At 44.1% G+C, this 21028-nt stretch carries 17 protein-coding genes and 1 tRNA gene; 11 read left to right on the forward strand and 7 right to left on the reverse strand.

The genetic code is table 11. The features are described 5' to 3' along the window. Nucleotides 1–959 precede the first annotated feature (959 nt). Nucleotides 960–1736 carry a CDP-diacylglycerol--serine O-phosphatidyltransferase gene (gene pssA, locus EKG39_RS16460; protein ID WP_126507077.1) on the reverse strand — a complete coding sequence of 259 codons (777 nt, stop codon included), beginning with the start codon at nt 1734–1736 and terminating at the stop codon, nt 960–962. Between the two features lie 128 nt (nt 1737–1864). On the opposite strand from pssA, the gene EKG39_RS16465 reads away from it, so the two are divergent. Beyond that, nucleotides 1865–2299 carry a DUF4124 domain-containing protein gene (locus EKG39_RS16465; RefSeq protein WP_126507078.1) on the forward strand — a complete coding sequence of 145 codons (435 nt, stop codon included), beginning with the start codon at nt 1865–1867 and terminating at the stop codon, nt 2297–2299. A 192-nt stretch (nt 2300–2491) separates the two neighbouring features. Here the strand turns inward: EKG39_RS16465 and clpB are convergent, their stop codons facing one another. From clpB to rluD, 3 genes are all read right to left on the reverse strand, one after another. After that, the gene (gene clpB, locus EKG39_RS16470) at nt 2492–5065 is read right to left on the reverse strand and encodes an ATP-dependent chaperone ClpB (protein ID WP_126507079.1); all 2574 of its coding nucleotides are present in this window, start codon (nt 5063–5065) and stop codon (nt 2492–2494) included. A gap of 107 nt (nt 5066–5172) precedes the next feature. Beyond that, nucleotides 5173–5964, reverse strand: coding sequence for a peptidoglycan editing factor PgeF (gene pgeF, locus EKG39_RS16475; protein ID WP_126507080.1), 792 nt, complete (start codon nt 5962–5964; stop codon nt 5173–5175). A 3-nt stretch (nt 5965–5967) separates the two neighbouring features. Continuing rightward, on the reverse strand, nt 5968–6939 hold the full coding sequence (gene rluD / locus EKG39_RS16480; RefSeq protein ID WP_126507081.1) for a 23S rRNA pseudouridine(1911/1915/1917) synthase RluD: 972 nt from the start codon (nt 6937–6939) through the stop codon (nt 5968–5970). A gap of 122 nt (nt 6940–7061) precedes the next feature. On the opposite strand from rluD, the gene EKG39_RS16485 reads away from it, so the two are divergent. Continuing rightward, nucleotides 7062–7823, forward strand: a complete 762-nt coding sequence (locus EKG39_RS16485; RefSeq protein WP_126507082.1) for an outer membrane protein assembly factor BamD — start codon at nt 7062–7064, stop codon at nt 7821–7823. A gap of 221 nt (nt 7824–8044) precedes the next feature. Then, nucleotides 8045–8120 (forward strand) — tRNA-Phe (locus EKG39_RS16490). A 103-nt stretch (nt 8121–8223) separates the two neighbouring features. Here the strand turns inward: EKG39_RS16490 and EKG39_RS16495 are convergent. Together EKG39_RS16495 and EKG39_RS16500 are read right to left on the reverse strand one after the other, a co-directional pair. Then, nucleotides 8224–9804 (reverse strand): sensor domain-containing diguanylate cyclase, encoded by a 1581-nt coding sequence (locus EKG39_RS16495; RefSeq protein ID WP_126507083.1) that lies wholly within the window; start codon nt 9802–9804, stop codon nt 8224–8226. A gap of 53 nt (nt 9805–9857) precedes the next feature. After that, entirely contained in the window at nt 9858–11720 is a 1863-nt protein-coding gene (locus EKG39_RS16500; protein ID WP_126507084.1) for a methyl-accepting chemotaxis protein, read from the reverse strand. A gap of 280 nt (nt 11721–12000) precedes the next feature. On the opposite strand from EKG39_RS16500, the gene lhpI reads away from it, so the two are divergent. The 4 genes from lhpI to EKG39_RS16520 all read left to right on the forward strand — a co-directional run bounded on the left by lhpI (nt 12001) and on the right by EKG39_RS16520 (nt 15198). Continuing rightward, on the forward strand, nt 12001–12954 hold the full coding sequence (lhpI, locus tag EKG39_RS16505; protein ID WP_126507085.1) for a bifunctional Delta(1)-pyrroline-2-carboxylate/Delta(1)-piperideine-2-carboxylate reductase: 954 nt from the start codon (nt 12001–12003) through the stop codon (nt 12952–12954). A 233-nt stretch (nt 12955–13187) separates the two neighbouring features. Next, complete coding sequence (locus EKG39_RS16510) at nt 13188–13724, forward strand: RNA polymerase sigma factor (protein WP_126507086.1); 537 nt, start codon at nt 13188–13190, stop codon at nt 13722–13724. Beyond that, a complete protein-coding gene (locus tag EKG39_RS16515; protein WP_126507087.1) occupies nt 13724–14257 on the forward strand; it encodes a hypothetical protein in 534 nt (177 codons plus the stop codon). The genes EKG39_RS16510 and EKG39_RS16515 overlap by 1 nt, the downstream gene beginning before the upstream one ends. Further along, nucleotides 14254–15198, forward strand: coding sequence for a DUF4097 family beta strand repeat-containing protein (locus EKG39_RS16520; protein ID WP_126507088.1), 945 nt, complete (start codon nt 14254–14256; stop codon nt 15196–15198). The genes EKG39_RS16515 and EKG39_RS16520 overlap by 4 nt, the downstream gene beginning before the upstream one ends. 81 nt (nt 15199–15279) lie before the next feature. Here EKG39_RS16520 and rsuA read toward each other — a convergent pair whose 3' ends face one another. Beyond that, nucleotides 15280–16008, reverse strand: a complete 729-nt coding sequence (gene rsuA / locus EKG39_RS16525) for a 16S rRNA pseudouridine(516) synthase RsuA (RefSeq protein WP_246028534.1) — start codon at nt 16006–16008, stop codon at nt 15280–15282. 93 nt (nt 16009–16101) lie between these two features. Here rsuA and EKG39_RS16530 point away from each other — a divergent pair, with 93 nt between their 5' ends. From EKG39_RS16530 to EKG39_RS16550, 4 genes are all read left to right on the forward strand, one after another. Further along, nucleotides 16102–16647, forward strand: a complete 546-nt coding sequence (locus EKG39_RS16530; RefSeq protein ID WP_126507090.1) for a sugar O-acetyltransferase — start codon at nt 16102–16104, stop codon at nt 16645–16647. A 653-nt stretch (nt 16648–17300) separates the two neighbouring features. Next, on the forward strand, nt 17301–19385 hold the full coding sequence (locus EKG39_RS16540) for a M13 family metallopeptidase (protein WP_126507091.1): 2085 nt from the start codon (nt 17301–17303) through the stop codon (nt 19383–19385). Between the two features lie 190 nt (nt 19386–19575). Further along, a complete protein-coding gene (locus EKG39_RS16545; RefSeq protein WP_185817638.1) occupies nt 19576–20364 on the forward strand; it encodes a nucleotidyltransferase family protein in 789 nt (262 codons plus the stop codon). 192 nt (nt 20365–20556) lie between these two features. Continuing rightward, complete coding sequence (locus tag EKG39_RS16550; protein ID WP_126507093.1) at nt 20557–20958, forward strand: SMI1/KNR4 family protein; 402 nt, start codon at nt 20557–20559, stop codon at nt 20956–20958. Nucleotides 20959–21028: the final 70 nt, after the last annotated feature.

Genomic DNA, 21028 nt, shown 5'->3' on the forward strand with positions numbered 1-21028 from the left:
GAACACTCATTCATCGAGTAATATTTTGATTGCCGACATTCCGAAGAACAGAAGACAATTTCGAATAACTCAACACCTGTGAGTGTCCACACAGATTTCTTGTTTCGTATTGTTAAAGAGCTTCACACTACTGTGTGTCCGTTGACGCTAGGTCGCAGGTTTTTATCAACTTACCCAAGACGCTTCGCCTTGGTCAGGGATGCGTATTTTACACTTCCCTTGGTTGACGTCAAGTGCTTTTTTAAAAAAGATTTTTAATCGTTTAAAACGAGTTAAAAAATATTATTAAACTTAGCTAACTTGTTGCCCTGACTGGTTTCTGCCTCACTCAGCTTAACGCTTTGGAAGACTGCTGTGCCGTGTCAGTGGTTGCGCATTATAGGGATGCCAACTCATAGTGCAAGGGCTTTTTAATAAAACCCCATCGAATGAATGTTTTTCACCCATCTAAGGGGAGCCTTCAGCTTATTCCGATATTTACACCGCGATATCAGAAGTTGCAAAGCCTTCCGATATCTAGCCTATAGCCTCTCCGATTAAGATCCCGAGACTCTCATTAATCTCTGCTGAAGCTCAGCTTTGTTCAATGGATAACATGCAAATGAATATCTCAGGAAATTAAGTCTGGCACATTTTGAAATTGCTGCACGTTAATTTCAAAAAATCTTTACCAGATTATTTTTCCTAGTTAGCCAGGCGTGCTTTACCCCCAATAACCCCTCTATTTATCCAAAATGAAAGCAGCCCTTAAGAGATAGGAAATCGCAAAAATGATTTTTAGTGCGAACATTAGAGATGTGCTTTAAAAACTGGTTTCACGCTACTGGCTTTAATAATATCTCTAAAGCCTATGATAACTCGACCAACAACACCTGAACTTATCAACTCATCATAGACACAAAATAGCTATCTATATAAGTTCCCTTAATCGAATGAGCAGATATTAACTCTGAGAGTGCTTACTCCTCCCTCTCTTTTTTCACTGAAGAATCATTCTCTGTAACAGGGTGCTTAAGTTTACGAATTCGGTAGATAGTTATGATGGGTCCTGATAATGCGTAAATATAGAAAATTGCACATAAAATTAGCGCAGGTTCTATGGAGACGAAGACAAATATTCCAACAACAATAAGAATAACAATAAAATTTACTTTCCCGCGCCAGTCGAAATCTTTAAATGAGTGATAACGAAAATTACTTACCATTAGTAAACCGGAAAGTATCGTAACTAAAGCTACCAGCCAGCTAACATCTGCCCCCTCGACACCGCTTTGCACGCCAAACCAGATACTACCTGCGATAAGTGCCGCAGCGGCAGGACTTGCCAAGCCTTGAAAGTACCTTTTATCTTCAACCCCTACTTGGGTATTAAAGCGAGCCAATCTAAGAGCCGCTCCCGCACAATAGATAAAAGCTGCAAGCCAACCAATCTTACCTAAATCAGCCAGCCCCCAATTGTAGGCAATCAGGGCGGGGGCAACACCAAACGAGACCATGTCTGCCATACTGTCATACTCAGCACCAAACTCACTCTGAGTATTTGTCATCCTGGCGACACGCCCATCCAGCCCGTCACAGAGCATGGCAACGAAGACTGCAATTGCAGCAGATTCAAATTGCCCATTCATTGATGCAATTACCGCATAAAACCCTGAAAATAGCCCAGCCGTTGTAAACAGGTTGGGTAGCAGATAGATGCCTTTACTCTTAACCGATTCTTTATCAAAATTTTGCATAATGTTAAAACACTAGTATCTTGTATGAAAAAGATACCATACTTTGTGTATCCATTGCTTTATCCATTAATCCACACACTTATTGACTCTAGCTATAGCTAAGTTTTCAGTTCAAATTGGAAGGAATTATGTTCACAAAAACATTAGTACTCGTATTAGCACTGATATCGATAGGATCTGCATCCGCAACAGTCATCTATAAGTGGGTGGATAAAGACGGCGTAACTCACTACAGCCAGCAGAAGCCGGAAAATGCCTCAACAGACAAGATTCATAGTGAAGATATCGAACAGCAACCTATAGGTTTTATCGCTCCGAAGGAAAGACCCGCAGAACCACAGCCAAGCGAAGAGGAAAAAAATGCTACAAGGATAAAGGAAGAAAATAAACAGCATGCAGCCGATATTTGCGACAATGCCAAACATAGTTTGAATGTGTTAACGAGCCACTCCCGGATCAGAAGTCAAGATGAAACCACAGGAGAGATGGTCGCAATGAGAGAGGAAGACCGTCAGGCTAAAATTAAGGAGCTGGAGGAACGCATCAGGTTATTCTGTAAATAGTAACCAGTCTCTTTCCAAACAGACGGCAACCCTAAAACAAACCATCCAATGGTTGAATCATTTCAGCTTCATAGAAAAACAGGCTCTTCAGAGCCTGTTTTTCTTTAGGTGCTCAGAATCATCTTAAATACGAACTGAGGCTTAACTGTCACTCACCTCATAAATTAAAGAACATCTGCGAATCTCAGTAAGCTATTGTCCGAACGCTAATTCCGAACCCGCACAATCAACCTTGATTGGCTTACCGGGCACCAGAGAACCGCTCAGTATTTTTTGAGCTAATGGATTTTCTACCTCTTGTTGCAATGCTCTTTTCAATGGTCTTGCGCCATAGATAGGATCGAAGCCCGCTCGTGCAATAAGCGCTAACGCTTCCTCACTCAAGATAAGTTCGAACTCTTTCTCCGCAAGACGTTGTCTTAACGACTCGATCTGAATACCTGCAATATGCTTAATATGCTTCTCATCAAGAGGATGAAATACCACAGTCTCATCGATTCGGTTCAGGAACTCAGGTCTGAAGCTATGAACAACAACATCCATAACCTCTGACTTCATCTCTCCATAGGAGAGCTCAGTAAATCTATCTTGAATAATATCTGAGCCAAGATTAGAGGTCATAATGACCACTGTATTTCTAAAATCCACAGTTCTACCTTGGCCATCGGTTAAACGACCATCATCGAGCACCTGAAGTAAAACATTGAAAACATCCGGATGCGCTTTCTCAACCTCATCGAGCAAAATGACAGAGTAAGGCTTTCTTCTTACCGCTTCGGTTAAATAGCCTCCCTCTTCATAACCAACATATCCTGGAGGAGCCCCAAGTAAACGCGCAACAGAATGTTTCTCCATAAACTCCGACATATCGATACGAACCAATGCGGATTCAGTATCGAATAAGAACTTCGCCAAAGATTTACAAAGTTCAGTCTTACCTACGCCCGTTGGACCCAGAAATAGAAATGAGCCTATTGGACGGTCTGGATCTGAAAGCCCCGCACGACTTCTTCGAATAGCATTAGAAACGGCATCGACAGCTTCATTTTGCCCTATGACACGTGAATGAAGCGCTTCTTCCATATGAAGGAGCTTTTCCTTCTCACCTTCCAGCATTTTAGAGACAGGGATCCCGGTCGCTTTTGACAAAACTTCGGCGATCTCAACATCTGTGACTTTATTTCTCAATAAGGTCATGTCTTGCATCTCGGCTTGAGATGCCAAATCCAACTGTTTCTCCAACTCAGGAATTCGACCATATTGAAGTTCAGACATACGAGTCAGGTCACTGGCTCTACGAGCCACATCGAGATCTAACCTAGCCTGCTCAAGATCCGCTTTTATATGTTGAGTTCCTGCCAGAGATGCTTTTTCTGTATGCCAAATTTCATTAAGTTCTGATGCCTTTGCGTCAACGGTTCTCAACTCTTTTCGTATAGTATATAAGCGACGCAGACTCGCTTCATCGCTCTCTTTCGCTAACGCTTGCTCCTCTAACTTTAGCTGTATCGAGCGACGCTCTAGTTTGTCTAAAGGTTCAGGCTTAGAATCTATCTGTATACGTATGCTGGAAGCAGCTTCATCGATAAGGTCAATGGCTTTGTCGGGTAACTTTCGGTCGGAGACATATCGATTTGACATACTGGCCGCAGCTACGATTGCAGGATCGGTGATCTCTACATGATGATGCAGTTCATAACGTTCTTTAAGCCCACGCAATATCGCAATCGTATCTTCGACATTAGGCTCCTCGACTAGCACCTTTTGAAAGCGTCTCTCTAATGCTGCATCTTTCTCAATATATTGACGATATTCATCCAATGTCGTCGCACCAACACAGTGCAGATCACCACGGGCCAGCGCAGGCTTAAGCATATTGCCCGCATCCATTGCACCATCCCCTTTCCCGGCACCGACCATAGTATGCAGTTCATCGATAAATAGAATAACCTGACCTTCTTCCTGATAAAGCTCATTCAGAACGGCTTTCAGTCGCTCTTCAAATTCTCCACGGTATTTGGCTCCCGCCACTAATGAGCCCATGTCTAATGAAAGAACACGTTTGTTCTTAATCCCTTCGGGCACTTCACCATTGACAATTCGTTGGGCCAGCCCTTCGACAATGGCAGTCTTACCTACACCCGGCTCACCAATTAAAACAGGGTTATTCTTACTTCGACGCTGTAATACTTGAATTGTTCGACGGATTTCGTCGTCACGACCAATGACAGGATCCAGCTTTCCCTGCTCTGCGCGCTCAGTCAGATCTACTGTAAATTTTTTCAGGGCTTGGCGCTGATCTTCAGCATTGGGATCATCAACGTTCTTTCCAGCCCTAACTTGCTTTATCGTCTCTTCTAACAGCTCTTTAGTCGCACCGGATTTTTTTAAATTCTGTGCAAGGGTGTCATTTCCCTCAAGCGCCGCCAGAATAAAGAGTTCACTGGAGATGTACTTATCTTTTCGTTTCTGAGCTAATTTGTCACAAAGATTTAGGAGCCTAATCAAGGCCTGTGATAATTGAATATCACCGCCAGTCCCTTCCACTTGAGGTAAACGGTCTAATTCCAGATTGAGTTGTGAGCGAAGTGAACTGACTCGTATACCGGCTTGAGTGAGCAGAGGATGAATCGACCCATTGTCTTGATTAAGTAGAGCCATCATCAGATGTATAGGTTCAATAAACTGATGATCGCGCCCTAATGCCAACGACTGCGCATCGGAAATTGCAGTCTGAAATTTATTGGTCATACGATCGAGTCGCATACAGCCTCCACAAGCAAAAATAACTACCTTCGATAGCTAAAAGATGGGGAGTAAAAGGTCATTTTTCAAGGGCTGGTTACCTCTTTATCTCCAAATACGAGTGAGCTCTATTCCAGCCAAATAAATGAAGCCATTCGACCCGTGACTTTATCTCTGCGATAGGAGAAGTAATCATCAGAATTTTTAAAAGTACAAATATCAGCTTGATAGATCTCAGTGACCCCAGCTAGATTAAGTCTGAATCTGGCCAGTCCCTGCAAATCAGCAAGGTATTTTTGATTGCTAGGGGTGGAGTTTTCACCTTCAGAAGCTGAGGGCTCATTCTTTAGAGAAGCTGAAGGCTCTTTCTTAAGAAAGAAAATACTGCTCTGCGGATGTTGAGAGACAAACATCTCCCTGACCTCTTCACCAACTTCGAAAACGTCGGGACCAATAGCCGGCCCAAGATAAGCGATGAGATGTGCTTTATCAGACTTAAACTTATCGAGTGCGACCTCAATAACTCCATCACATAGTCCTTTCCAGCCGGCATGAACTGCGGCGACTTCAGTTCCGTTTCTGTCGCAGAGTAACACCGGCAAACAATCTGCGGTCATCACGACGCATACCTGTTTTAAACGTTCTGAATAGCTGCCGTCGGCATTATGAACCGTCTGATTATCAGCTTCTATGACTCTGGTACTATGAGTTTGCTCTAACCAAGCGGGAAAATCAGGAAGGCCAAAGCGCTCGTGAATGAGCGCTCTGTTTATCAGTACTTTCTCTTCGCTATCTCCGACATGCAGCCCCAAGTTAAGACTCTCGTACGGACATTCACTCACGCCATCTCGACGAGTAGAAAAAGCGATCCTCACTCCTTGAGGAATATTCCAATCTCTATTTTTAAAGAGTGGTGACATCGATTAAACAATCGATGGGTTTTCGAGCGTGTCCTGACGTAACGCCTTAGTCAAAATCACCATATCTTCAGGAACCGGTGCCTGCCAACTCATAATTTCACAAGTATAAGGATGTGCAAGCTCAAGCCTGATCGCGTGTAAAGCTTGACGCTTGAAGCCCATATAAATGTCAAAGAACTCAGGCGTCACCCCTTTTGGTGGTCTGGGACGGCCGCCGTATACAGGGTCACCAACCAAGGTATGCCCGATATGAGACATATGCACACGGATCTGATGGGTTCTGCCAGATTCAAGGCGCAATCTCAATCGAGTATGAGCCCTAAATTTTTCAGCAACACGGTAATGAGTCATCGCAGGCTTACCTGTATGAACCACCGCCATATGAGTACGCTTAGTTGGATGACGGTCGATAGGTTCATCGACTGTACCACCAGAGATAATAGAGCCTTGTACTATGGCTTCATATTCACGCGTGATCTCTCTTGCCTGTAAAGCCGCAACCAGATGAGTTTGCGCCTCAACGGTCTTAGCCACGACCATCAGTCCGGTTGTGTCTTTATCCAAACGGTGCACGATACCCGCGCGTGGAACAAGTTCGATATTCGGACAATGATGCAATAAAGCATTCATCAAAGTGCCATCACTATTACCTGCGCCAGGATGAACAACGAGTCCAGCCTGTTTATTAATCACAAGAATATGATCATCTTCATAAACGATATCTAAGTCTATCGCTTGTGCTTTAGCTGTAGTCTCTTCGACCAATGTAGCTTCAACTTGAATCTCTTGCCCTTCAAGCACCTTTTCTCTAGGCTTGGTAGAAACTGCGCCATCAATGTAAACCCAACCAGCCTGGATCCACTCTTTGATGCGTGTGCGTGAGTAATCAGGGAACAATTCGGCCAAAGTTTGATCCAATCTTTGACCTGTTTGTGTTGCTGTTATCTCACTTTTTAGATTAATCTCTTGTGTCATAGGAACCGTACCCGCGTTTCGGGGTCCAAAAATGTGTGCTATCTGTTACAATCGAATTGTTTCTATTTTATATTGAAATGGAAAAATTCTTAACCATAACTTTAAAAGAATCGAACTTAAGTATGCATAAATTCGCTAAAGGTGCCGTAGTAGGCCTATTTTCACTGGCCATAGCGGCCTGTAGTAGTAGCCCAGAAGAAGATCTAAAGGTAAGTAAATCCTCACCGGATGTACTTTACTCACAAGCAAGAACGTCAATGGAGCTTGGAAACTTCAGTAAAGCGGTCCGCTCATTAGAAGCATTAGACTCTCGCTATCCTTTTGGCCCGCATAAAACTCAAGTACAACTCGACCTCATCTATGCCTATTATAAACTAGATGACGCTGCATCGGGTATCGCTAATATCGATCGTTTTATCAGACTGAACCCGACTCATAAAGATATTGACTATGTTTATTACATGCGTGGACTCGTCAATATGCAATCTGATAACTACATGTTCCACGATATGTTAGATATCGACAGAACAGATAGGGATCCAAAAGTAGCACAAGATGCCTTTAAAGATTTCGACCGTTTAATCAAGTCATATCCAAATAGTAAGTACACAGCTGATGCTGCTAAGCGTATGCTCTACCTGAAAAATCGTTTAGCAAAATATTCTATCAGCGTAGCTGAATACTATATAAAGATGAATGCTTGGAGTGCAGCTTCAACGAGAGCACAATCGGTCATGGAAACTTATCCTGGCACAACATCGACTGAACGAGCATTAGAGATTATGGCTGAGGCTTATGATGAGTTAGGTCAGGAAAAGCTCAAAGAGAATGTCTTGTCTGTAATGAAAGTTAACTTCCCAAATAATAAGATGTTATCTCGCTAAACAACCTATTAGCCTGGCGAAGCCATAAAAAAGCTCCGGTACCGGAGCTTTTTTATGGGTAAACAAAAATTGCATCAATTTTTCACAGTGTTGCTTTTTCATTCAACCAGACACTCCTTCAATCGAATTAGAGCAAAAGTCATCCAAACAAACGAGGAATGGGATTAAATTGAAAAAAGTTATTGACTCAAAAGTCTAAAAGCCTTTTAATAGCGCCCGTTGCCCGAATAGCTCAGTCGGTAGAGCAGAGGATTGAAAATCCTCGTGTCCCTGGTTCGATTCCGGGTTCGGGCACCAATTTTCTCCCCTTTAGATGTATCCCCGGATTCAAAACTTCCTCAGTAAGTTAATTCTAAGCTCATAACTTAAAGGCTATTTTCATCCGCCTAATATCTATGGTTTATTCCACCAGTTTTAACGGTTCCCCCCTCTTGTACTCAAGCATCAGTTTATTACGCCCCGATAACTTTGCCTTATAGAGTTGCTCATCAGCTTGGGCGATCATACCTTCCCAGCTAACATCAGAAAATGATGGATGAAAACGTTCATAGAACACTCCACCTATGCTCACGGTGACCCTCCCATCGAAACAAGATTTAGGGTGATAGATATTTAGCTCCCTCACTTTTTCCAGCATCCTTTTCGATAACAGCTCCATTTGAGCAAAGTTATCCCCCTGAATGACGACACAAAACTCCTCACCGCCATAACGTGTGACTAACTCCCCCCTTCGCCTGCATTCAAGCAATAAGGTTTGAGCGATAGAGAGAATAGCCTTATCTCCGGCCTGATGCCCTAAGGTGTCGTTGTACTCCTTAAACAAATCAATATCTATCATCAAGAAACCTATGACACCTTTCCCCTCATTCCACTGCGTAAAGGCGCGTTGGGCGAAAACCTCCAGGCTGCGCCGATTGGCAATCCCCGTTAATGGGTCTTTATATGACAAAGACTCCAGATAATTCTGATGCCGCTCTAATTTATCAACCATCAGATTAAAGGAACTGGTTAAACGGACTATTTCATCGATGTGCCATGTGGTCCTCATCTTGTACAACATTCCACGCTCAGCCATTCTATCTAAAACCAGGCTGGCACTACGTATTGGCCTTAAAATCATGACCGACACAGGAATAACAGAACAAATCGATGCAATAATAAGAGTGACAAAGAGGAGCATTGATTCCGGAGTCAGTATTGAAGGTGTGATTCTCTCATCATGAATCACTGATATTTTCAGAGTAGGTACACCGAAGACATCATTTATCAACCATTCATGCTTAGAATCCAGCTCATCGATTTGAGGCATACTATTAAAATTGGTCAGCCCTGAATATGATTGTTCAGCGTCTAAACTCTCAATATTAAAGTTAACCAGACTCAACTGTCTGATCTGCTCTACCAGATTATTATCTATCTCCCTCACCATCAGCAGGCTTCCGGCAATCTCCCCCACTCCTTTCGTTGGTAACACGACGGCATTACTGAAATAGACCACTGTACCGTCTAAATTAATTATTCCGTTTCTTGTCGAGGGTAGTTGCTTTGTAAAGATGTTCTCATCTGGTAACACTTCTCCAACCCAGGTTGAGTTATCTTTTTGTAAGCTATGCGATGAAAAATCAGGGTTTACGAAATGCTGCCACAGTAACTTACCTTCGGTATCGAAGAGGTACGCACCATCGATATCGGCCGCTTCAAAAGTATTAACGCTTAAATTCGACTCGATGAAGGCTGGATCTCTGGAATATACAAATTTAACCATCTCATCCCAGACGGCATAATCATAACAAAGGGTTTCTAACCCCTTTTGAGCAAACTTAATGCCTCGCTGAACCGCAAGGAGTTCTTTTTCTTGCTGAGATCGTATCTGCGACTCAATAGCAGGCAAGTATACAAAATGATAAAGCACACTCGCCGCAAAAAGTGAGAATAAGAGAATCACTAGGCCAAGCAAATTTAAAAAGTGATTTAATTTCATACACCCAACTCGCACCAACCTTTTTCAGCTTAACGTACCCGCTATGTCCTGACTTATATCTTAAATAAGCTCACAGCTTGTTGAAGTGATTCGGCACGGGATTGAACCTCACTCGAAGCCAGTGCATTCTCATCAGCAGCGGTCGCCGAGTCTTGAGCGATATCCCTGATAACCACGACGTTCTTGTTAACCTCTGAGGCAACCATACTCTGCTCTTCAATTGCAGCCGCAATTTGAGTGCTCATGTCCATGATATTCGTTACATCTACGTTTATCTGCTCGAGTAGAGTACCCGCAGTTGCGGCCTGCTCTGCACTCTCTCCTCCCTGCCTCTGAGTCGCTTCCATCAACTGAACAATAGATCTGGTTCTCGCCTGCAGTGTTTGAATGATCCCTGCGATCTCCTCTGTTGACTCTTGAGTTCTCATAGCCAGGCTACGAACTTCATCGGCGACGACAGCAAAACCACGTCCCTGCTCACCGGCACGGGCCGCTTCGATAGCCGCATTGAGTGCAAGAAGATTCGTCTGCTCGGCGATTCCCCTAATCACATCCAGTACGCTACCTATCGTCTCACTGTCTTTTTCCAACTCACCGACTACTTGCGCAGAGCCATTTAACTGTTCGGCTAATGATTGAATCTTCTCGATGGTCTGCTCGACACCGATCTGTCCTTTTTGAGCATTGTCATGAGTATTTCCGGCTCTGTCGGCGGCTAACTCGGTATTTTTTGCAATCTCATCGATAGTGGCACCCATCTCGGTTATTGCAGTAGCTACCATATCGGTTTCATTGAGCTGCTGTCCCACTCCTTCGGACGCTTTCGTGGCATTTAACGAGAGCTCAGAACAGGAGTGATTCATGATTTGAACCGATTCAATAACCTCTTCAATCAGCTTCTGGAAGCTCTCAACCATAAGGTTAAAGTGTTTAGCGATCTGCCCGAGTTCATCATCTGAAGTTGCGTCACAGCGAACCGTTAAATCCTTATTCTTTTCAATATTTGAGATAGCAAGAGTGATACGTGTGACAGGATCCATAATGCTGCGAATAATTAAGAAGGTGAAAGCGCAAAGAATGATAGCAATCAGAATAAATACAACAATTCCCATCGTAAGAGCCGACTCTTCAGCAGCATGGATCGCTTCAACGGCTTGCTCTTTCAATCGCTCAGAGTCCGCCTCAGCCGTAGCAATAGCATCACGCAACTCTGCCATTCCACCGTCATTTTTAGTGAGTCCTAATGCTTGCTCCTTAGCGACTAAAGTTGCGAAATCTTTCTGGTAACTTGAGATAAGCGTCATGGTTTCATTTTTGACACTCTCAGCCAGTCCGGAATTGACTAAGCTCTGTTCAAATTTCTTAATATTGCCATCAAATTTCTCTACGTAACTCATATTCCGGCGCAGCATAAAGTCTTTTTCATTACGCCTGAGTTGCAGCATTACCACCATAAGTTCCGGCTCATCATACTTTTTAACCAGAGTCTCGACGTTACGAACGGCTTCTCGCAAAGTACCATAAAGACCTGTTTTCGGTGTTAGCCCTATCTCCTGCTGCAGTTGAACGACATTCTTGAATGACTGTTCATAGTGACTCAAACTCTTCTCAAAACTCTGCAGAGCCTCGTTTGAAATATCATAATCAGCAAAGCTTTTTCTTAGCGCTTCTACCACTATGACAATATCATCTGAGTTGGCTTGGTGCTTATCCAGATAACTTAGCTCTAAACGGGCGAAAAAATCCTTCTCGTCTTTTCTAAGGCTCAACACCTCCCTCTCTAAGTCAATAACATTTTGAGCAGTATGAGACAATTCATCCTGTATACCACCGGAATAGAGCTGCAGACCAAACATGGCAAATATTGAGAGAATAGACACTGCGGCACTGAGCAGTAATTTGTGACGAATAAGCATATTGGCACCTTTATAAATGAGAGCACTCTATTAAGGATAGTTGTAAATAAATCACAGGGCTAAGTTGGTTAGTCAACAAATACAACTGCTGAGCTACACCACCACTGGTTATCGGCAAAAAAATCAGCATTATTAGCTAATAATAGTTAAAAAACACAATAAAATCATGCAAACACACCATTATCACCTTTAATCAACATATTCCTCTTCATGTTGAGTGTCATGTTTATCTGTACGAGAATTTAGAATACAATATCCAAAACGGAACTATGGAGTATGTATGCTAGTCATCGATGCAGAACAAATTCACCAAACACTTAATTTCCCTGCACTGATTAGTGCTCTTAGAAAGACTTTCTCTAAACCCGCAGGCATGCCTCAACGACAAGTTTTCAGCCTGGATGAAACCTCCGCCCACAGCGATGCCTTTGCCGTATTGCCTTCATGGAATGAACAAACAATAGCGGTTAAAGCATTTACCTACTTTCCAAATAACCCAAGCAAGTCGGCAGATTTAGAGAGCCTTTACTCCAAGATAATGATTTTTGATCGTAAGACTGGTATTCCTCAAGCTTTAGTCGATGGTACCAGCGTGACTTACTGGCGTACGGCGGCTATCTCGGCGTTGGGAAGTGACTTTCTGTCAAGAGAAGACTCCTCAAAGTTGCTGGTGTGTGGTACCGGTCGCCTTGCCTCATTTATGGCGCTCGCACACGCAAGTGTCAGGCCTATCACCGAAATTATGATATGGGGCCGCAACCCGAAAAGCGCTTTAAAGGTAGTCGATATAGTAAAAAGTAGCCGCCCAGAAATCGACGTAAAAGTATGTGACGACTTAGAATCTGCCGTGCGTAATGCCGACATCATCAGTTGCGCAACAGGCTCTCCGAAGCCGCTGTTTGATGGAACCTGGGTACAGGAAGGCACACATACAGACTTTGTCGGTAACCATAATAATGACAGGCGTGAATGCGATACCAAGTTAATCTTGAAATCGGATGTCTATGTCGACTCAAAAATCAATGTCTTTGCCGAAGCTGGAGAGATCTTGCTACCTATCGCCGAGGGGGTCTACAGCACAGATCGAGTCAAAGGCGAACTGGCACAACTATGCGATGCCAGCCTCAAGGGGAGAACCGACGACAAGCAGATCACATTATTTAAAACGGTTGGCACCGCTTTAGCGGATCTCGTCGGGGCACAAATAGCATTTAAAGAGCTCAATGAGACTTAATCGTCCACAATATAGCCCGAAATATAGAGAGGGCTTCCCCCCTCTCATCCCTCCCCCTTCGGTAAGCCGACTGAAAGTTATTACCTCGTTTTTCCCGCCGATTTATCTTCCCCCCACATAACCGATATACCTTTGCGCAACATTTAATTAATATTAATTCAAACCTTTTTCCACTCTGCCTATGTCTAATAGGTATCAAAAAGATTTAGTACTCATAACACAGGGAATATTGAGTGAATGCACAGATAGAGTTCATTGCAAACCAAGAGGTTTCAGAACCAGAGCTGATAGAGAAAGCTAAGCAAGGAGATAAAGCAGCTTTCCAGCAGATCTATTTGCGTCATCACAAAAGAGTGTATGGCCTTTGTTTCAGGCTCTCCGGACAAACTTACTTGGCAGAGGAAGCAACACAGGAAACTTTTGTTCGCTTATGGCAAAAATTGCCTCAATTTCGGGGGGATAGTCAGTTTTCAACTTGGCTACACAGCATGACAGTCAATCAGGCATTGAGCAGTATTAAGAAACATAAAAGCTTTTGGGCTCGCTTCACACCAATGAGTGAACATACCGAAATGAGCGGCGACAAACTGGAATATGAGAAACTTGACAAGCTATTACTCAAACTTCCCGAGCGGGCACGCATCGTATTTATATTGTTCTCGATTGAAGGCTACAAACACGATGAGATCGCCGGTCTGTTGGGCATAGCCTCCGGTACCAGCAAAGCACAGTACCACAGAGCCAGAAAGCTACTACAGGAGATGCTGTAATGAATAGCAAAGATAGCAAGCTCGACAGCTTAATCGCGAACCTCCCAAAGGAACTCACACCGGAAAATGACCTGTGGGAAAAGATAGATAAACGCCTCGATGCGCCTGTTCGCAATATGACTAAGCGTGCCAGCCATAACCTCTGGCGTAGTGCAGCAGTAGCCTGCCTATTGTTAATCACTGCTTTTATCGGTCAGAAGGTTTTTAATCCGCTTTTCCCACAACCTGAGATCGACTCAGCATTAATTAACACACTCGCAGAGATAAAAACTCAACACCAGATTCAAATAGCACAACTTCAACAAACTAGTGAACTGGTTAACTGGCAAAGCAGCCCATATAGCTCTCCCGTCGAAACAGGCATAGATCAACTAAGAGAAGCTGCCAAGCAAATTTATGAATCACTGAAGCGTAATCCAACAGACAAACAACTCTGGCAATTGTGGCTATGGACCCAACACAGAGAGATAGAACTTCTAAGACAGGGGCAGAAGCTGCCTGTTTCACAAAATTCACAAGGAGCGACAATATGAAACCCACCCGTTTATTAAATTATCTCACCATCCCCCTTATATTAGTGGCAAATATGGCCATAGCAGCACAATCTATTGATAAGCAATTACCGGTAGATGAGAACCTCAAACTCAATATCAAGGTACTGAGAGGCGAGGTGAAGGTGAGTTCCTGGGACAAAGATGAGATCAGCGTGAAGGGGACGTTAGATGAACTCAGTGAAGGCTTTATATTAGATAAGCAGGGAAGCCTGGTCACTCTCGAAGATAAGATGCCCCGTCACTTCAATGGTAATAATAAGAGTGGTTCAGATTTAACTATCATGGTGCCTAAAAACTTAACTTTGGACGCAGAGGGCCTTTCCTCCAGCTATACTGTTTCCTCGCTTTCCGGAGTCATTGGGATCGACTCAGTCAGTGGCAATGTCGATGCATCCGATATCGAGAATGAAATCTTCATTCACACCGTATCCGGAAACATAAAAACATCCAAACTAACCGGAAAAATTAAACTCGACACAATATCTGGCTCGATAAAAGATAAAAACAGTGACGGAGAGATAAGCTATAAGTTGGTTAGTGGAGAGCTTACAGCAAATACCTCAGCTAAAAATGTCTCTATCGAACAGATATCGGGAGATGGCAAAGTTCAACTGAAAAAAGTGAATGAGTTAAAAGTAAAAACGATCAGCGGCGATATCACGCTCGCAATGAGCAGTCTTAAATCCAGAGCGAACTTAGATAGCGTGAGTGGCGATATAGAGCTAAAGCTCCCAAAGAATCTGGCGGCCAACTTCAATATCAATGGCGGACCGGGAGGTAAGATTAGAAACAACCTGACCGATGACGAGCCAAAGAAAGAGAAGTACTCTCCGACCTCTTACCTTAAATTTCAAACCGGCAGCGCCGACGCTGATATAAAAATATCAACCATCAGTGGCTCAATCAAGCTCTCCGATTAAGCGACCTTATACCGATAATTGATCTTATAAGCAGATAACAAAAGGCCTGCAGATGCAGGCCTTATATCGTTCGGTATTAGTTTACTTAACCGACTTCATCTCTTCATCGGTAAGATAACGCCACTCACCCAATTCAAGTTCTGAGTCTAACTCTATCGTGCCGACACATTCTCTATGCAGCTTGGTAACTCTGTTCCCCACTGCGGCGAGCATACGCTTAACCTGATGATATTTACCCTCAGTTATCGTCAACCTTGCCTCATGAGAGGCTAAGATATCCAATACGGCAGTTTTTGTCAGTCCATCTTCGTTATTGAGCTGTAACCCAGTTGCAAACTGCTCTACCAATGAATCAGCCAATGGCTCAGCCGTTTCCAATAAGTAACGCTTTCCACACTCTTTCTTAGGAGAGGTGATTTTATGGGACCACTGACCATCATTCGTTATCAACACTAATCCGGTGGTGTCCGCATCCAGACGCCCTGCAATGTGCAACTCTTCTGGTTTGATAACATCTAACAATCCCAACACAGATGGATACTCTTCATCTATGGTCGAACAGATGGTATCGACAGGCTTATTGAGCATGATAAAACGAGGGCCGATAATCGATAACTGCTCTCCATCGAGACAGATGGTATGTGCATCGGTCACTTTAAAGCCTGAGTTCTTAATGATTTCACCATCGCAAGTCACATCGCCCCTATGCATGGCCTTCTTCGCTAAAGAACGGGTTAGCGAAGTCGATTCGCAGATAAATTTGTCTAGACGCACAATAGATCTCAATGTTGAATACAGAATTGGCGACATTATGAAGCCCAAGCTCACAAAGGGCAAAGTTTTGCTTGGCATAGATGCCGGCTTCACACTAACCTGTATTCGTCAATATGAGTAGGAACACTTATGAACCAAGAACTTAGCAACTATCAAAAAATGGTCTCCGGCCAGGAGTATAACTACTTAGATGCAGAGATCATGGAGCTGAGAAAGCAGCAACAGGTGCTCAATCGCCAGGCTAACCTTTCCTTCGATTATCAACATGATGAAAAACTGCTACCGCACAAGTCAGCCGATGCCAACATAGTTTTGCCTTTTTACATCAGCTACGGTTTACACATTCACCTTGGTAGTAGGGTATACATCAACAGCAATGTCACCCTGCAAGACAATGCTCCAATCCACATCGGGGAGCACACTATGATTGGACCCAATGTACAACTTTACACCGCCAACCACCCTCTCGAAGCCGAAAAGCGCTGCCAAGGCTATGAGATCGCCAAAGCCATCAGCATAGGCAAGCGCGTCTGGATTGGCGGTGGAGCCATTATCCTTCCGGGCATAACTGTCGGGGACGAAGCGGTTATCGGTGCAGGCTCGGTAGTGACCAAAGATGTCCAGCCCAAGACGCTGGTAGCTGGAAACCCAGCGAAAATAATCAAGACGCTATAGCCTCATACTACCAAAACTCGTAGTAGAGAACCTTTACTTGTACAACTAAGACCGAGGCAGAGAAACACAGCTATGGCTATGAGGTCGACAGGGGCATAACGGTCTGAGATGGAACCCTAATCGGTACAGGTTCGGTAGTGACCAAAGATGTGCAGCCCAAGACGCTGGTAGCTGGCAACCCAGCGAGAATAATCAAGACGCTATAGCCTCATACTAGCAAAACTCGTAGTAGAGAACCTTTACTTGTACAACTAAGACCGAGGCAGAGAAACACAGCCATGGCTATGAGGTCGACAGGGGCATAACGGTCTGAGATGGAACCCTAATCGGTGCTGGCTAGATAGTGACTAAAGATGTCCCACCCAAGACACTGGTAGCTGGAAATCCTGTGAGGGTACTCAAGCAACTAGGCCGATACGGATCCGGTTTATGGTTGAAGAAACCTTTACTTACACAACTAAATGAGTAGAAACACACGTAAGTGGCCCTCAACACTTGTCTACACCCACACCATACCATTAACATATGTAGCATAATGTAAGATCCACATATACATACTTACCAAAAATCCAGTTGCCGTATCACTAAAGCAGTGGCATTGGACATAACAACAATGACCCAAAGATGGGCAACCAGCAGATAAAGGAAGCATAATGAAGAAAGTACTCGTTGGGGGACTTTGTGCCTCACTGATTGTAGGTCTTAGTGCCTGCAATAATAAAGAAGCCGAAGTTAAAGCACCTGAAACCAGTCAAACAGAGACTGCAGCAGCGGTATCAAAAGCACTGGGGTCAGGTATCGACTTTGCTAATTTTGATAAGTCAGTTCGTCCGCAAGACGACTTTTACAGCTACGTAAATGGCACCTGGATTAACAATACCGAGATCCCGAGCGACAGAACCAGCGCCGGTGCATTCTATGATCTTCGTGAAAAATCCCGTGATGATGTGAAAGCCATTATCGAAGAGGTAGCCGCAACACCTAATCTAACAGTAGGCAGTGACGAGCAAAAAGTTGCCGATCTTTATCGCTCCTTTATGGATACCGACACGCTTAACAAGCTGGGAACTGCTCCAATTAAAGGCGAGTTAGATAAGATTGCCGCACTAAAGTCGAAAGATGAATTGGTCCAGTATTTTGCTCATAGCCAACTCATCGGCGGTGGTACACCACTGGCTTTCTATATCGATGTTGATGCAAAAGATTCAAGCCGTTACGCCACACATATCTGGCAGTATGGCCTGAGCCTTCCGGAGAAAGATTACTATTTCAATGAAGGTGAGCGTTTCGTTAATATTCGTAAGGCTTACGTCGAGCATATCGAAAAGATGTTCACTTTATCAGGCCTGGCTAATCCTAAAGGCAGTGCAGAGAAGGTGTTAGCCCTCGAAACTGCAATAGCCAGCAGGCACTGGGATGTGGTTGAGACCCGAGATAGCACTAAAACTTACAACCTGATGCAAGTTAAAGACTTGCCTACATTAGCACCTGATATCGATTGGACCGGATTCTTGACGACACTCGGTGTCGAGAAACAATCTGACATTATCATCAATCAACCAAGTTTCATCGAAGGCTTCAATGAAGTGCTTAAAGCGAATGATCTGACCACATGGCAAACTTACATGCAGTGGCAACTACTCACGAGTTTTGCAGGCCAGCTAACTGCCGAGCTTGATAGAGAAAACTTCGAGTTTTTCTCCAAAACATTAAATGGTCAAGCCGAGCAGCAGCCCCGCTGGAAGCGCGGTGTCAGCACGGTGAACTCAGTGCTTGGCGAAGTCGTAGGTAAAGTCTACGTTAAGCGCCATTTCACACCTGAAGCCAAAGAACGTATGCAGGTTCTGGTTGAAAATTTGCGTGGTGCCTACGGAGACAGCATAGACAATCTGGATTGGATGGGCGCCGACACTAAAGTTGCAGCCAAAGACAAACTGGCTAAATTTGATCCTAAGATTGGTTACCCTGATAGATGGGAAGATTACGATAAACTGACGATTGAAGCTGGCGATCTCGTCGGTAATGGTATTCGTGCGAGTCTACTCGGTCATGAGAAAGAGCTTGAAAAACTGGCAGGCCCAATCCGTAAATGGGAATGGCACATGACCCCACAAACGGTCAACGCATATTACAACCCAACCATGAATGAGATCGTATTCCCGGCGGCAATCCTCCAAGCTCCATTCTTTAATATGGCAGCCGATGATGCCGTAAACTATGGCGGAATCGGTGCCGTTATTGGTCATGAAATGGGCCATGGTTTCGATGATCAGGGTGCTAAGTTTGATGGCGAAGGCAACATGCGTGACTGGTGGACAGAACAAGATCTGTCTGCATTTGCCGCAAAGGGAAGTGCTTTAGTCGCACAATATAATGGTTATGCGGTATTTGACGACCTCAACGTGAACGGTGAGTTGACCCTTGGTGAGAACATCGGCGACCTTTCTGGTGTGACTATCGCTTATAAAGCCTATAAGAAGTCACTTAACGGAAAAGAAGCTCCGGTTATCGACGGTTTAACCGGCGATGAGCGCTTCTTTATCGGATTTACTCAAATCTGGCGTGCAAAGATTAAAGAGGAATCTATGCGTAACCGTGTAGCAACCGATCCGCATTCTCCGGCTAAGTTCCGCTCATTGGGTGCCCTGTCTAACATGCCTGAATTCTATACTACTTTTGATGTTAAAGAGGGCGACGCCATGTATCTGCCCCCCGAAAAACGTGTAAAGATCTGGTAGTCAAACAAACCTGATTTATCTTTTAAAAGAGCGCGTTAAGCGCTCTTTTTTTATATCTCAATCGAATATACTCTTTCATGAACAAACATTAATCATCCATTCAGCATAGATTAAGCAACCAGAGCCTAAATTAACCTTATCGTTTAGTATTTCAGCGAGAAAAGAGGTCTACTTTATGTTTATGAATAGTATGAACAGATTGTTTCGTACATTTTTTATCTTCCTACTTCTTCTATCCACCCGGACAGGGTTCGCGGCAACTTACGAACTTCAAAACAACGTCAAAGAGAAGAGTGATAACTATGCCGTCAGGCAATCACTGACCAAAAACTTAACCGGTCTGACATCTATATCCAGTCACCAACACCAGATCCCCAGACAAACCAGCACCGATTTAGACTCTCTATATTCTCAGGCGCAACCCGCGCAAGATGAGCTAAACCACATTATGAACACCATCGCCGACAATTCTCATAGTTCACCTCTACTCCCTCCCATCAAGAGTTACGCGAGGGCACAGGAGAAAGTGACGGCTAAATTTGATGGTGACGCGAGTCAATTAACCGACCTTGCGAGAGCCACCCTGGTTAGCAACAATATTCATGATCTTATGCAAGCCTATGAATCATTGAGCACTCAAACGCAAATCGTTCAGGTAAAAAACCGTTTCGCCTCGCCTAAAGAGTCAGGCTATCGCGATCTCAATGTACTTATCAGACTCCCTGGTACACAGATGATAGCTGAGGTACAACTGCACTTAGACGAAATAGCAAAAATCAAGAGTGGTGCAGAACATCACGTATATGAAGAGGTACAAGCGATACAAGCCCTGGCTAAAAATGAAAACAGACAGCTCAATGAGATAGAAGCGGCACGAATAACAAGCCTGCGTCAGACATCACATAAGCAATACCATAAAGCCTGGCTTCAATATAAGCGCATCGATGAGGCTGGTATCATTACCGCCGCAGCAGCCTAGAACTCCACAATCGGCTCAGGAGGTCACCTACTCAGTTAACCTCCTTAGTCACTCATCCGGAGTTCTAAGACCTACCAACCCCCTTTAAACTGAGCAAGCACGCAATCTGATTATTGATACAAACCCTAGCTAACAAAATAACGTCAATCAGGATATACTTCCCCTCACTGAAACATAACCAGCGAAGAGACGATGCACGACATCATTGAGCAACTACGGGAACTGAGCGAAACGGTTCCTATCCCTTTAGAACTCCCGACCTTTGAACAAATAGTGGTCGTTGAAGAGGAGATCCTTATGCCTCTGCCTTCAGAGCTAAAGGAGTACCTTCTTTACGCCAGTGATGTCATCTACGGAACCATCGAACCGGTAACGGCCAGCGACCCATATTCGCACACCTATCTCTCTGAAGTGACTGCCTATGCGTGGTCTATTGGCATGCCTCGCGAGTATGTTGCTATCTGCCAGCAGGGTAACAACTTCTACTGTATCGATCAGGAAGGTCAGGTCATGCTCTGGAGCGAAGACGATATGGAAAGTGAAACCTGGGAATCATTCTGGCAATGGGCCGAAGAGGTCTGGATACAGAGCTAAGGTTCTAGGTTCTAACAAGTTAAGCATCTATTTTTTCGCATCAAGTTCGCGAAAATTATCTCTATTTTGG

Source organism: Shewanella atlantica (assembly GCF_003966265.1).
GTDB lineage: Bacteria > Pseudomonadota > Gammaproteobacteria > Enterobacterales > Shewanellaceae > Shewanella > Shewanella atlantica.